This window comes from Tsuneonella amylolytica, assembly GCF_003626915.1.
GTDB classification, from domain to species: Bacteria; Pseudomonadota; Alphaproteobacteria; order Sphingomonadales; family Sphingomonadaceae; genus Tsuneonella; species Tsuneonella amylolytica.
Window position 1 is genome coordinate 1,686,543 of record NZ_CP032570.1, and the last position, 13,556, is coordinate 1,700,098.

Consider the following 13,556-nt stretch of genomic DNA (forward strand, 5'->3'; position numbering starts at 1 on the left):
CCATGAGCTTCCCCTGGGCCAAGCATTACGAACCGCAGACCGCGTTCACCAAGTGGATGGACGAGAAGCTGCCCCTGCCGCGCCTCGTCTACGGCGCGATCGGCGGCGGCTATCCGGTGCCGCGCAACCTCAACTACATGTGGAACTTCGGCGTGCTCGCCGGCTTCTGCCTGGTGCTGCAGATCGTCACCGGCGTCGTGCTGGCGATGCACTATGCCGCCAACGGCCTGGTCGCCTTCGCGTCCACCGAACACATCATGCGCGACGTCAACTGGGGCTGGATGCTGCGTTACGCGCACGCCAACGGCGCCAGCTTCTTCTTCATGGTGCTGTACCTGCATATCTTCCGCGGGTTCTTCTATTCGAGCTACAAGGCTCCGCGCGAGATGGTGTGGCTGCTCGGCGTGGTGATCTTCCTCCTCGCGATGGCCACCGCGTTCATGGGCTGCGTGCTGCCGTGGGGCCAGATGAGCTTCTGGGGCGCGAAGGTCATCACCGGCCTGTTCGGCGCTATTCCCGTCATCGGCGAGCCGATCCAGATCTGGCTGCTCGGCGGCTACGCGCCCGATAATGCGGCGCTCAACCGCTTCTTCTCGCTGCACTACCTGCTGCCGTTTGTGATCGCCGGCGTCGTGGTGCTGCACATCTGGGCGCTGCACATTCCCGGTTCCTCGAACCCCACCGGCGTCGAGGTGAAGCAGGAATCCGACACGATCCCGTTCCACCCGTACTACACCGCGAAGGACGGGTTCGGACTCGGCGTGTTCCTGATCCTCTACTGCGCCTTCCTGTTCTTCATGCCGAACATGCTGGGCCACCCCGACAACTACATCGAGGCGAACCCGCTCAGCACCCCGGCGCTGATCGTTCCGGAATGGTATTTCTACCCGTTCTACGCGATCCTTCGTGCGTTCACGGTGGACCTGCACATCCCGTTCACGAACATCGTCATCATCGAGGCGAAGCTCCTGGGCGTCATGGCGATGTTCAGCGCGATCCTGGTGTGGTTCTTCCTGCCCTGGCTCGACAAGGGTCCGGTCCGCAGCGGCCACTACCGTCCGCTGTTCCGCAAGTTCTTCTGGTTCGGGCTGATCCCGTGCATGGTCGCCCTGTTCTACCTCGGCGGCGCGCACGCGGAAGAACCGTACATCATGCTCAGCCAGCTGGCTTCGGCGTACTACTTCCTCCACTTCCTCGTCATCCTGCCCATCGTCAGCATGATCGAGCGGCCCGAACCGCTGCCGTATTCGATCACCGAAGCGGTGCTCGGCGAGGACAAGACCGCGGTGCTCGGCGAGAACGCCGAACCGGTCGGCGTGTGACACGGCCCTAGGGAAAGCGACAAGACAATGATCCGTATCATCGGAATCCTCGCCGGCGTGTTCTTCGCGGTCATGGCGATGTGGGCCTTCTTTACCGGCCTCTTCACCGTCATTTCGGAAGGCAAGTTCGTCGAGCCGACGGCCGAGCACGAGTTCCACCTGCCCCCGCGCGACGCGAACCTGCCCTCGGACGGGCTGTTCGGCCGCTTCGACCGGGCCCAGCTGCAGCGCGGCCTGCAGGTGTACAAGGAAGTGTGCGCCGGGTGCCACGGCCTGAAGTACGTCGCTTTCCGCGATCTCACCGCGCTCGGATATTCCGATGCCGAGGTGAAGGCGATCGCCGCGGGCTTCCAGGTTCCCGGGGTCGATCCCACCACGGGCGAGGCGAACACCCGCCCGGGCCTGCCGACCGACTACTTCCCCGATCCTTATCCCAACGACGTCGCCGCGCGCGCCGCCAACAACAACGCCGTGCCGCCCGACCTGTCGCTGATGACGAAGGCGCGCCACGACGGCTCGAACTACGTCTATTCGCTGCTGACGGGATACCGGAACCTCGACACCTTCACGATCGGCGGGAAAACGGTGAAGGAGGAATTCCCCGAATTCACCACGCCGCCCAACGGCCACTTCAATCCGTACTTCGCGAACCTCAACATCGCGATGCCGCCGCCGCTGACCGCCGCCGGTCAGGTGACTTATGCCGAGGGCAACCCGGCGCCGACGGTCGACCAGATGGCGAAAGACGTGACCGCGTTCATGACCTGGACGGCCGAGCCCAAGCTCGAGAAGCGCCGCCAGGTCGGCTTCCCGGTGCTCGGCTTCCTGATCTTCGCCACCATTCTCGCCTACCTCGCCAAGAACCAGGTGTGGGCTGCGATCAAGCCGAAGAAGGCCAAGGTCGTCCGCTGAGGACGCACGGGGCATGACCCCGGACCAGTTGAAGGACCTCGTGCGCTCGGTGCCTGATTTCCCGGCACCGGGCGTTCTCTTTCGCGACATCACGACCCTCGTCGCGCATGGCGAGGGCCTGCGCGCCAGCGTCGGTCACCTGGCCGAACGGGCGCGCGGGGCGGACCTTGTCGCCGGGATGGAAGCCCGCGGCTTCATCTTCGGCGCGGCGGTCGCCATCGAACTCGGCATCGGCTTCGTCCCCGTGCGCAAGCCCGGCAAGCTGCCGGGGCCCACCATCGGCATCGACTACGATCTCGAATACGGTACCGACCGGCTGGAGATCGACCCCACCGCCATCCCGCCGGGTGCGCGGGTGGCGATCGTCGACGATCTCATCGCCACCGGCGGTACTGCGCTGGCGGCCGCCGAACTGCTGCGCCGCGCAGCCGCGAGAGTGGAGTCGGCGCTGTTCGTGATCGACCTGCCGGACCTCGGCGGGGCGGACCGGCTGCGCACCGCGGGTCTCGCGGTCGACGCCCTGATGGCGTTCCCCGGCCACTGATCGCGCGCGCTCGCCGGACCGGCGGGCAAAAGGCGGAAACCTTCGCCCCTCCCGGTGCATTTGCGTTCGGACGGGCTTTCTGCGACCGTCAGGGGGGTAGATGGAACAGGCACAGGCTCTGGTGATCGCGCTGGTCGGCGTGCTTGGTATCGGCGCGCAGTGGATCGCATGGCGAACCGGCTGGCCGGCGATCGTGCTCATGCTCATTGCCGGCTTTCTCGCCGGGCCAGTCCTCCATATCTTCGACCCCGAGACGACCTTCGGGCCGATGCTCGCCCCGATGATCTCGATCGGCGTGGCGCTGATCCTGTTCGAGGGCGGTCTCAGCCTGAATTTCCGTGAATGGTCGCACGCCGGCAGCGCGGTCTGGCGGCTCTTCGCGTTCGGCGTGCCGATCGGCTGGTTCCTCGGCAGCGTGGCGCTCAACATGGCGGGCCTCGTGTGGCCGGTGGCGATCCTGTTCGCCGGCATTCTGGTGGTGACGGGCCCGACGGTGGTCATTCCCTTGCTGCGCGAGGCGAACGTTCAGCAGCGCCCGGCCGCCATCCTCAAGTGGGAATCGATCGTCAACGATCCCGCCGGCGCGCTGTGCGCGGTCATCGCCTACGAATACTTCCGCAAGTCGGCGAACGGATACACGGCGCTGGAGATCGTGCCACCCCTGCTGCTGGCGGCGGTGCTCGCAGCCGTGCTCGGCTACGCCGCGGCGCGCGCGATCGCGTGGTCCTTCCCGCGCGGCGTGGTGCCAGAATTCCTGAAGGTGCCGGTACTGCTGACCGTGGTGGTCGCGGTATTCGTAGGCGCCGACCTCATCGAGCACGAGGCCGGCCTCATCTCGGTAACCGTCATGGGCGTCGCGCTCGCGAACATGAACGTGCAGTCGCTGCGCAGCATCCACCCGTTCAAGCAGAACGTGGCGGTGCTGCTGGTGTCGGGCATCTTCATCCTGCTCGCCTCCAGCCTGAAGCTGGAAGACCTGCGCTACCTCGAATGGCGGTTCGGGCTGTTTCTGCTCGCGTTGCTGTTCGTGATCCGTCCGGCGACGGTCCTGCTCAGCCTGATCGGCAGCTCGCTGCCGTGGCGCGAGCGATTGTTCATCGCGTGGATCGCGCCGCGCGGTATCGTGCTGGTGGCGATCAGCGGCCTGTTCGCGCTGCGCCTCGCGGACCTCGGCTATGCCGACGGCAACATCCTCATCGGCCTGAGCTTCGCGGTCGTGGTGGCGACGATCGTCGCGCACGGGTTCACGATGAACATCGTCGCGCGGTTGCTGGGCATCAAGGGATCGAGCCGGCCCGGCCTGCTGATCGTCGGCGCGACCCGCTGGACGATCGCGCTCGCCCGCCAGATGCAGGAACTGGGCACACCGGTCACCATCGCCGATTCGAGCTGGGAGCGTCTGAGCCGCGTCCGCCAGGCGGGCCTGCCGTTCTATCACGGCGAGATCCTGCACGAAGCGACCGAGCACGATCTCGATCTCGCGCCGTACCAGTCGCTCGTCGCGGCGACCGAGAACGAGGCGTACAACACGCTCGTCTGCAACGAGTTCGCGCACGTCTTCGGCCGCGATTCGGTCTACCAGTTGGGCGAGGAAGGCAACGAGCACGACAAGAGCCGCCTGCCCGAAAGCCTGCGCGGACGGGCGCTGTTCAAGGCCGGCTTCGGGGTGGAGGACCTCCTCGCCAAGCAGGCCGAGGGCTGGGTGTTCCGCAAGACGCGGCTGTCCGACCGGTTCGGCTTCGACGATGCGAAGGACCGGCTGCCCGAGGCGGGGCAGATGCTGCTGATCGTCCGGCCCGATGGCACGCTGCGCTTCTTCACGCACGCCACCCAGCCCCAGCCGCGGGCGGACGACACGGTCATCTCGTATTCCCCTGCCGCCGAACGCACGCCCGAAGCCGCCGCGGCGAAGAATGCGGCGCGCAAGGCAGCGAAGTCCGAACGGCCTGCCGAGCGGTCGCCCGACGGTTCGCCCGACCGGCCGCGGGAGGCCACCACATGACGGAGAAGACCATGCCCCGCGGACGCGTCATCGCAAGTTCCAGCCTGATCCTTGCCGCCGGACTCGCACTCGCCGGGTGCGACCGCAGCGACCCAGCGCCCGCGCCCGTCGCCACGCCTTCGGCCAGCCCGAGCGGCGACAAGGTTTCGATTATCCGCGACGACGTAGGGATCGAACGCGAAGCGGCGACCCCGATGGTGCCGCTGGAACTGTCCATAGGGTTCGGCGACGGCGGCAGCGAGTTGCCGGAACCGGCCATTGCCGCCCTGCGCGAAGCGCTCGCGTCCGAACAGATGAAGGCCGGCGGCGCGATCACATTGGGCGGGCATAGCGACAGCGCGGGCAGCGACACCGCGAACGAGCGCGCCTCGAAGGCTCGCGCCGAAGCGGTGCGCGACTGGCTGGTCGAGAACGGGGTGGACGAAGGCCGGATTACCGTGATCGCGTTCGGCGAGCAGAACCCGGTCGCCCCCAACGCGCGCCCCGACGGCACCCCCGACGAGGCCGGCCGCGCGAAGAACCGCCGGGTCGACATGACGATCGCGGTACCGCCCGGCACCCCGCCGGCGGTGCAGGAACCCGAAGGCACGCTGGTCGACGAACTGGCCGGCCCCGACCCGTCACCCGAACCCGTCACGGGCCCGACATCGAAAGAGTGAGTTGACGGCTGCGCCCGCCCCGTGGCAATCGCGCGGCTCCGGTCGTCATCTGAGGGAGCGACCACGAGCGGGCGGGTATAGCATAGTGGTAATGCTCTAGCCTTCCAAGCTAGCTAGAGGGGTTCGATTCCCCTTACCCGCTCCAGCCCCCTCCTTCAAAGTCGCGACCCGATCGAACCGGCAGGTTCGCGGTGCCCGATTGCTCGTCGGTTTCGACGACGGTTGTTTCGGGCTGGGTTACACTGGCATAGGCCGGGGATGTTCGCGGCCATCGCTCCCGTCCGAAGCCTGCTTCTGGGCATCATGCTTCTGATGCTCGGCTCGGGTTTCATGACCTCGCTGATCGGCGTGCGGCTTCAGGCGGACGGTGCATCCTCTCTGACGATCGGGTTCGTGGCGACCAGCTATTTCCTCGGCCTGTGCATCGGTTCGATGCGCGCCGGCCTGCTCGTACAAAGGGTTGGTCACATCCGTGCCTTCGCCGCATTCGTATCGCTCTTGTCCGCCAGCACACTCGGCTATGCACTGTGGCAGAATGCCGGCTACTGGACGGGTTTACGCCTGATCGACGGGGTTTGCGTGGCAGGGGTCTACGTCTGCCTGGAAAGCTGGCTGAACGACCGCGCGGAGCCGGCAACCCGCGGCAGCGTCCTGGCCGCCTACATGATCGCACTCTATTTCGGGCAGGGCCTGGGCCAACAATTGCTCAATGTAAGTGCTGCCGCACCTGCGCTCCCCTTCGTGATATCCTCATTGCTCGTCTCTCTTGCCGTACTGCCGATCGTGCTGACCCGCATGGCGGGGCCCGACCTACCCCCCGCAGGCATGATGCGGTTGCGGGAACTCTATTCCAGTTCGCCCCTCGGCACCGTGGGCGTCGCGGTGACCGGCATCATGCTCGGAGCTTTCTACGGCCTGGCGCCCGCCTATGCCCGCGAACTCGGCCTGCCGGTGTCCGCGACTGCGAGTTTCCTTACGGCGACCATTCTCGGCGGAGTAGCGCTGCAGTGGCCACTCGGCCTGCTTTCGGACAGGTTCGACCGGCGCCAAGTCATCATCGCCACCTTCGCCGGTTCCGCGGCGACGGCGGGAGGGTTGTGGGCAGTCGGTCCGGCGGGGATCGGAACCCTCGTCGCGGCCCTGTTCGGCGGGACTGCATTCGCTCTCTATCCCCTGTGCGTCGCACATGCCAACGATCGCCTGACGTCCGCGCAACGGGTGGGGGCAACCAGTGCGCTCGTCTTGATCTACTCGATCGGCGCCGTCTGCGGTCCGCTGCTCGGTTCTGCTGCAATGACGCTCGCAGGTTCGAACGGGCTGTTTGCGATGATGACCGTCGGGGCGGGGCTCGCCGTGGCTTTCGGGGTCTGGAGGACCTTCGTCGCCGGGCCGGTTCCGGAACACGAGCAATACTCCTACCAGCCTCTGCCGCGGACGACGCCTGTTGCCGCGTTACTCGATCCGGCCTCCGAGCCAGCCGAAAAGAACCGAGGGAATTAAATGGACGATCCCGTTCTCGAAGAAGCTGCGCCGTTGAACGCGAAGCCGCGCATCGCGGTGAACCCCACGGTCTTTTTCATATCCGCCGCGCTGATCCTGGCCTTCGCGCTGTTCGGCGCGCTGGCACCCGACCGCGCCGGACGGGTATTCGATTTCCTGCAAGCCGGCATCGTCGCGGATTTCGGCTGGTTCTACATAACCGCGGTCGCCGGCTTTCTGATTTTCGCGCTGTTCCTGATGATCAGCCGGTATGGCGACGTGAAGCTGGGGCCCGACGACAGCGAGCCCGAATACAGCTATCTGTCGTGGTTCGCGATGCTGTTCAGTGCCGGCATGGGTATCGGATTGATTTTCTTCGGAGTCGCCGAACCGATCCAGCATTACGCCATTCCCCCGGTCGGCGACGGAAAGACCGTGGAGGCCGCCCGTCAGGCCATGGTGCTGACGTTCTTCCACTGGGGGCTACACGCTTGGGCGATCTACGTAGTCGTCGGCTTGGCGCTGGCCTACTTCGCCTTTAGGCGCGGTCTCCCGCTGACGGTGCGTTCGGCTCTCCACCCCTTGATCGGAGACAGGATTTACGGTCCGATCGGGCACGCAGTCGATATCTTCGCCGTTCTCGGGACGATGTTCGGCGTCGCGACGTCGCTGGGACTGGGCGTGCTGCAGGTGAATTCGGGCTTCGCCTACCTGTTCGGTCTGCCGGTCGGCGCAGGGGTTCAGATCGCGCTTATCGCGGCGATTACGGGGATGGCCACGCTGTCGGTCGTGATGGGGCTCGACCGCGGGGTGAAGCGCCTGTCGGAACTCAACATCGTTCTGGCCGGCCTGCTGCTCGTGTTCGTGCTCCTCGCCGGTTCTACGGTCTTTCTCCTGCAGGCCTTCGTGCAGAATATCGGGACGTACCTGGGCGAGGTGATCCCGCGCACATTCCGCATGTATGCCTACGAACCCAATCCGTGGCTCGGCGACTGGACACTGTTCTACTGGGGATGGTGGATCGCCTGGTCGCCGTTCGTCGGGATGTTCATCGCGCGGATTTCGCGGGGGCGAACGATCCGTCAGTTCGTCGGCGGCGTGCTGCTGGTGCCCGTGCTGTTTACCTTCTTGTGGATGACGGTTTTCGGCAATACGGCGATCGAACTCGATATGACCGGAGTGGCGCCTGTCGCCGACGCGGTCGCGAACAACCTTCCCACCGCCTTGTTCGAAGTCCTCGGGCAGCTTCCGTTCTCGGCAATCGCCTCGGGTATCGCGACCTTGCTGGTCATCACGTTCTTCATCACTTCGGCCGACAGCGGAGCCTTGGTCATGGACCTCATCGCATCCGGCGGAGCGGAGAACCCACCGGTCTGGCAGCGAGTGTTCTGGGCGGTGTGTTCGGGCGGGATCGCCGCGGTCCTCTTGATGGCGGGGGGCCTCCAGGCACTGCAAACCGCCGCGATCACGAGCGCGCTTCCGTTTGCCTTCGTCATGATCTTCATCTGTTATGGGCTCCTGCGCGCCTTGCAGATGGAGGGGCGGAGCACGGCCACGGGTGCCGGTGCGGTCGCGATGCCACCCGCCGGGGGGGGCGGGCCGAGCTGGCAGCAACGGCTTGGCTCCATCGTCGAGCATCACGGGAAAGACGAATTGCTGGCCTATCTCGACGGGGTGGCGGCGCCTGCGATGTCGGCGGTGGCCGAACAGGTTGAAGAAGGCGGGCTTTCGTCCGCCATCTCTCGTAAGGACGAGTCCCTGACGCTCTCGATCGACCACGGCGAACGGGGCACTTTCGCCTATACCGTTCGGGTACGCGGCTTCCGCACCCCCAGCTTTGCATGGATCGAACCCGGCAAGGAAAAAGATCGCGAGGAGCGGCATTACCGCGTTCTCGGACGCTCCAGCGAAGACGCCCAGGGTCACGACATCACGGGATTTACGGCCGACCAGATCATCCACGACTTCCTTGCCCGGTATGCCCACTTCCGGCAGGCCACCCAGAGCATGCCCAACTGAAACTGCGATTGCCCCCAGCGGGGCGGGGTACCGTAGACCGCTTCGAGAGGTGTGCCCGTTCGGTGGCGTGGCCGCGCTTGCTCCTCCGTGTTCGAGCCCGCATGAGGGGCCGGTCATGACCAGCGACGCGCTCTCCATCGCCCAGACCTACCGCATGGCGGCCCGTGCCGCGCTGGCATCGCGGCTCGAAGCCGCGTCGATCGACGAGGAGCAGCGTGCCGCCCACGGCTTCGCGTGGATCGCGACCAGCGTCGCCGCGCTCGAGGCGGTGCACGAATGGGCCGGGCGAGCAGGCGATTCGAACCCGGTCGATCGGATGGTGGCGGACCTCGCGTTCGCGGAGACGCTGGGCCAGCTGGCGGGCGGTTTGCCGATGGGGCAGAACGAGATCTTCCGTCCCGAAGACCTCGGTCTGGAGGGCGAGGCGAAAACGCTGCGCGCCGCCGCACGCGACATGGCCATCGACACGAAGCGCCTGCGCACCGAACTGGTCGCCGCCCTGGTGCAAGGCGTGTGGCCCTCCGAGACGCTCCACGATCCCGAACTCGACGCCGTGCGCGACCAGTTCCGCCGCTTCACCGACGCCGAAATCCTGCCCCATGCGCACGGCTGGCACCTCGCCAACGCGCTGATCCCCGACGCGACCATCGCTCGGATGGCCGAACTCGGAACCTTCGGCGTGTGCATCCCGGAGGAATACGGCGGGCTCGGCCTCGGCAAGCTGGTGATGTGCCTCGTCAGCGAAGAGCTGTCGCGCGGATGGATCGGCGCGGGCTCGCTCGGCACCCGGTCGGAGATTGCGGGCGAGCTCATCCTCTTGGGCGGAACCGATGCGCAGAAGGCCGAATGGCTGCCCCGCATCGCGTCGGGCGACATCCTGCCGACGGCGGTCTTCACCGAGCCCGACACCGGCTCGGACCTCGGCTCGCTCCAGACCCGCGCGGTGCGCGGCGACGACGGCGGATGGCGGATCGACGGGACGAAGACGTGGATCACCCACGCCAGCCGGTCCGACCTCATGACCCTGCTCGCCCGCACCGTGCCGGACGCGAACGGATACGCCGGGCTGTCGATGCTGCTCGTCCCCAAGCCGCGCGGGACCGAAGCCGACCCGTTTCCGGCCGCCGGCATGACCGGCAGCGAGATCGAAGTGCTGGGATATCGCGGGATGCGCGAATACGCGCTGTCGTTCGACGGCATGACCGCGCCCGCCGACGCGCTGCTGGGCGGCGAGGAAGGCAACGGGTTCAAGCAGCTGATGCGCACGTTCGAAGGGGCACGCATCCAGACTGCCGCCCGTGCCGTCGGGGTCGCCCGCCGAGCGCTGGAGCAGGGGCTCGGCTACGCGGTGGACCGCAGGCAGTTCGGCAAGGCGATCGTCCATTTCCCGCGCGTGGCCGACAAGATCGCGATGGCGCTGGTCGACATGGTGACGGCGCGCGAACTGACCTACGCCGCCGCGCGCGCGAAGGATGGGCACAAGCGCTGCGACATCGAGGCCGGCATGGCCAAGCTGCTCGCGGCCCGCGCGGCGTGGAGCAACGCCGATGCCGCGCTGCAGATCCACGGCGGTAACGGCTACGCGCTCGAGTTCGAGATCAGCCGGGTGCTGTGCGATGCGCGCATCCTCAACATCTTCGAAGGGGCCGCCGAGATCCAGGCGCAGGTCATCGCGCGCGGCCTGTTGAAAGCGCAGAACTGATGAGGGCGACCGGGATGGGCGATTACACCGCATGGATCGGGCGCGAGGAAATGGCGAACGACAGGGTCGATGCCGGGCTGGTCGCGCGCTGGTGTGCCGCGCTCGACCGCGCTGCGCCGCAAGGCGGGTTCGCGCCGCAGGGCATCCACTGGTGCCTCGGCCTGCCCCGCGCCGCGACCGCCGATCTGGGCGCGGACGGCCACCCGCGGCGCGACGGTTCGCCGGCAAGCTTCCTGCCGCCGGTTGCCCTGCCGCGCCGCATGTGGGCGGGCAGCAGCGTCGAATTCCGCCGCCCCTTGCGCATAGGCGAGGAGGTCGAGCGGCGATCGGTCGTGAAATCGATCACGCCCAAGTCCGGCAGCGCGGGCGAACTCTGCTTCGTCGAGGTCGCTCACGAGACGTCCGGCGAGGACGGCCCGGCGATCGCGGAGGTCCAGACCCTCGTCTACCGCGAGGCCCCGCCCCCCGGTTCGCCCCCGGCTCCGCCTCCGGCGGGCGCGGGCCGCTTCGATGCTGGGGGGTGGAGCGCGGTGCGGACCCTCGTCCCCGATGCGCCGCTGCTGTTCCGGTACTCCGCGCTCACCTTCAACAGCCACCGGATCCACTACGACCTGCCCTACGCCCGCGAGGAGGAAGGGTACCGCGGCCTCGTCGTCCACGGGCCGCTTACCGCCACGCTGCTGCTCGATCTCGCCCGGCGTGAACTGGGCGAGCAGCCGCTGGCGCGGTTCGCCTTTCGCGGACTGTCGCCCGCCGTCCACGGCGAGCCGCTGCATCTTGCCCTGCGAACGGGCGACGGGGGCGAACTCGAACTCGGCGCGTTCGCCGGCGACGGACGACCGGTCATGAGCGCCACCGCCCGCGCCGCGACATAAAGCGCGCGGACCGACCGCAGGTGCCCTGTTCCCTTCCGGAGCGCGCGACCCTATCGCCGCAGCGACGAACTGGAGAAGACCCATGAAGACCCGCGCCGCCGTTGCCTTCGAAGCCAGGAAACCGTTGGAAATCGTCGAGCTCGACCTCGAAGGACCGAAGGAGGGCGAGGTCCTGGTCGAGATCATGGCGACTGGCATCTGCCACACCGACGCCTACACCCTCGACGGCCTCGACAGCGAAGGCATCTTCCCCAGCGTGCTGGGCCACGAGGGGGCCGGCATCGTGCGCGAGGTGGGGGCGGGCGTGACCTCGGTCGTGCCGGGCGACCACGTGATCCCGCTCTACACCCCCGAATGCGGCAAGTGCAAAACGTGCCTGTCGGGCAAGTCGAACCTGTGCACCGCGATCCGCGCGACGCAGGGCAAGGGCCTGATGCCCGACGGGACCACGCGCTTTTCGTACAAGGGCCAGCCGATCTACCACTACATGGGCTGCTCGACGTTCTCGAACTTCACCGTCCTGCCGGAGATCGCGGTCGCGAAAATCCGCGAGGACGCACCGTTCAAGACCAGCTGCTACATCGGCTGCGGGGTGACCACCGGGGTCGGCGCGGTGACCAAGACCGCCAAGGTGCAGCCGGGCGACAACGTGGCGGTGTTCGGCCTCGGCGGCATCGGCCTCAACGTGATCCAGGGCGCGAAGCTCGCCGGCGCTAACGTGATTCTCGGCATCGACATCAATCCCGAGCGCGAGGAATGGGGCCGCAAGTTCGGCATGACCCACTTCCTCAACACGAAGGGGATGAGCCGCGAGGACACGATCGCCAGGATTGTCGAGCTGACCGACGGCGGCGCAGACTACAGCTTCGATGCGACCGGCAACACCGAAGTCATGCGCACCGCACTGGAATGCTGCCACCGGGGGTGGGGCACCAGCATCATCATCGGCGTGGCCGAAGCGGGCAAGGAGATCGCAACGCGTCCGTTTCAGCTTGTCACGGGCCGCAACTGGCGCGGCACGGCGTTCGGCGGGGCAAAGGGCCGGACCGACGTGCCGCAGATCGTCGACATGTACATGGATGGCCTCATCCAGATCGACCCGATGATCACCCACGTCCTTTCGCTCGAGGAGATCAACAAGGGCTTCGACCTGATGCACGCGGGCGAAAGCATCCGCAGCGTGGTGGTCTATTGATGGAGCAGGTTTCGGCCAATCGCAGCCACGGCGGCACGCAGGGTGTCTATACCCACCCCTCGCGCGAGGCGGGCACGCCGATGACGGTCTCGGTCTTCGTGCCCGGCCATGCGCCCGGTGCGAAGCTGCCGGTGCTGTGGTACCTGTCGGGGCTCACCTGCACCCACGCCAACGTGACCGAAAAGGGCGAATACCGCGCCGCCTGCGCCGAACACGGCGTGATCTTCGTTGCGCCCGACACCAGCCCGCGCGGCGACGGCGTGCCCGACGACGCGGCGTACGATTTCGGCCAGGGCGCGGGGTTCTACGTCGATGCGACCGAGCAGCCGTGGGCCGCGAACTTCCGGATGCGGTCCTATGTCGAAACGGAGCTGCCCGCCCTCATCGCGGCGGAGTTTCCGATGGCCGACATGGACCGGCAGGGCATCACCGGCCACTCGATGGGCGGGCATGGTGCGCTGACCATCGCCTTGCGCAATCCGGACCGCTTCCGCTCGGTCAGTGCGTTCTCTCCGATCGTGAACCCAATGGACTGCCCGTGGGGCGAGAAGGCGCTCGGGGGGTATCTGGGGGACGACCGCACTGCGTGGCGCGCATACGATGCCTGCGCCCTGATTGAGGACGGCGCCCGGCTGCCGGACCTGCTGGTGGACCAGGGCACCGCCGACGATTTTCTCGAAGACCAGCTCAGGACCCACCGCCTCGCCGAAGCGTGCGACGCGGCCGGCATCCCGGCGACGATCCGGATGCAGGAGGGGTACGACCACTCGTACTACTTCATATCGACTTTCATGGCCGACCACGTCGCCTGGCACGCCGAGCGGCTGGGGTAGGGCGCGAGCGAACG

11 protein-coding genes and 1 tRNA gene are annotated in these 13,556 nt (G+C 67.0%); all 12 read left to right on the forward strand.

Annotated features, from left to right (window positions below):
• Positions 1–2 precede the first annotated feature (2 nt).
• The 12 genes from D4766_RS08290 (at position 3) to fghA (ending at position 13,542) form a co-directional block, all read left to right on the forward strand.
• A complete protein-coding gene (locus D4766_RS08290) occupies positions 3–1,322 on the forward strand; it encodes a cytochrome b (RefSeq protein WP_120717033.1) in 1,320 nt (439 codons plus the stop codon).
• A 27-nt stretch (positions 1,323–1,349) separates the two neighbouring features.
• Positions 1,350–2,234 carry a cytochrome c1 gene (locus tag D4766_RS08295; protein ID WP_120717034.1) on the forward strand — a complete coding sequence of 295 codons (885 nt, stop codon included), beginning with the start codon at positions 1,350–1,352 and terminating at the stop codon, positions 2,232–2,234.
• Between the two features lie 13 nt (positions 2,235–2,247).
• Positions 2,248–2,778, forward strand: coding sequence for an adenine phosphoribosyltransferase (locus D4766_RS08300; RefSeq protein WP_120717035.1), 531 nt, complete (start codon positions 2,248–2,250; stop codon positions 2,776–2,778).
• A gap of 100 nt (positions 2,779–2,878) precedes the next feature.
• Positions 2,879–4,780 carry a cation:proton antiporter gene (locus tag D4766_RS08305; protein WP_120717036.1) on the forward strand — a complete coding sequence of 634 codons (1,902 nt, stop codon included), beginning with the start codon at positions 2,879–2,881 and terminating at the stop codon, positions 4,778–4,780.
• Complete coding sequence (locus D4766_RS08310) at positions 4,777–5,439, forward strand: OmpA family protein (RefSeq protein ID WP_120717037.1); 663 nt, start codon at positions 4,777–4,779, stop codon at positions 5,437–5,439. The genes D4766_RS08305 and D4766_RS08310 overlap by 4 nt, the downstream gene beginning before the upstream one ends.
• A gap of 71 nt (positions 5,440–5,510) precedes the next feature.
• Positions 5,511–5,584, forward strand: a tRNA-Gly gene (locus D4766_RS08315).
• Positions 5,585–5,697: 113 nt separating this feature from the next.
• A complete protein-coding gene (locus tag D4766_RS08320) occupies positions 5,698–6,939 on the forward strand; it encodes an MFS transporter (protein ID WP_120717038.1) in 1,242 nt (413 codons plus the stop codon).
• The gene (locus D4766_RS08325) at positions 6,940–8,937 is read left to right on the forward strand and encodes a BCCT family transporter (protein ID WP_120717039.1); all 1,998 of its coding nucleotides are present in this window, start codon (positions 6,940–6,942) and stop codon (positions 8,935–8,937) included.
• 115 nt (positions 8,938–9,052) lie between these two features.
• Entirely contained in the window at positions 9,053–10,639 is a 1,587-nt protein-coding gene (locus tag D4766_RS08330) for an acyl-CoA dehydrogenase family protein (RefSeq protein WP_120717040.1), read from the forward strand.
• A 14-nt stretch (positions 10,640–10,653) separates the two neighbouring features.
• Complete coding sequence (locus D4766_RS08335) at positions 10,654–11,514, forward strand: HTD2 family dehydratase (RefSeq protein WP_120718138.1); 861 nt, start codon at positions 10,654–10,656, stop codon at positions 11,512–11,514.
• An 82-nt stretch (positions 11,515–11,596) separates the two neighbouring features.
• Positions 11,597–12,709 carry an S-(hydroxymethyl)glutathione dehydrogenase/class III alcohol dehydrogenase gene (locus D4766_RS08340; RefSeq protein WP_120717041.1) on the forward strand — a complete coding sequence of 371 codons (1,113 nt, stop codon included), beginning with the start codon at positions 11,597–11,599 and terminating at the stop codon, positions 12,707–12,709.
• Complete coding sequence (fghA, locus tag D4766_RS08345; protein WP_120717042.1) at positions 12,709–13,542, forward strand: S-formylglutathione hydrolase; 834 nt, start codon at positions 12,709–12,711, stop codon at positions 13,540–13,542. The genes D4766_RS08340 and fghA overlap by 1 nt, the downstream gene beginning before the upstream one ends.
• Positions 13,543–13,556 lie beyond the last annotated feature (14 nt).

Excerpts from the sequence above, each read along its gene's own strand:
- D4766_RS08290 (WP_120717033.1), top strand. The coding sequence starts at position 3 with ATGAGCTTCCCCTGGGCCAAGCATTACGAACCGCAGACCGCGTTCACC.
- D4766_RS08295 (WP_120717034.1), top strand. The coding sequence starts at position 1,350 with ATGATCCGTATCATCGGAATCCTCGCCGGCGTGTTCTTCGCGGTCATG.
- D4766_RS08300 (WP_120717035.1), top strand. The coding sequence starts at position 2,248 with ATGACCCCGGACCAGTTGAAGGACCTCGTGCGCTCGGTGCCTGATTTC.
- D4766_RS08305 (WP_120717036.1), top strand. The coding sequence starts at position 2,879 with ATGGAACAGGCACAGGCTCTGGTGATCGCGCTGGTCGGCGTGCTTGGT.
- D4766_RS08310 (WP_120717037.1), top strand. The coding sequence starts at position 4,777 with ATGACGGAGAAGACCATGCCCCGCGGACGCGTCATCGCAAGTTCCAGC.
- D4766_RS08320 (WP_120717038.1), top strand. The coding sequence starts at position 5,698 with ATGTTCGCGGCCATCGCTCCCGTCCGAAGCCTGCTTCTGGGCATCATG.
- D4766_RS08325 (WP_120717039.1), top strand. The coding sequence starts at position 6,940 with ATGGACGATCCCGTTCTCGAAGAAGCTGCGCCGTTGAACGCGAAGCCG.
- D4766_RS08330 (WP_120717040.1), top strand. The coding sequence starts at position 9,053 with ATGACCAGCGACGCGCTCTCCATCGCCCAGACCTACCGCATGGCGGCC.
- D4766_RS08335 (WP_120718138.1), top strand. The coding sequence starts at position 10,654 with ATGGGCGATTACACCGCATGGATCGGGCGCGAGGAAATGGCGAACGAC.
- D4766_RS08340 (WP_120717041.1), top strand. The coding sequence starts at position 11,597 with ATGAAGACCCGCGCCGCCGTTGCCTTCGAAGCCAGGAAACCGTTGGAA.
- fghA (WP_120717042.1), top strand. The coding sequence starts at position 12,709 with ATGGAGCAGGTTTCGGCCAATCGCAGCCACGGCGGCACGCAGGGTGTC.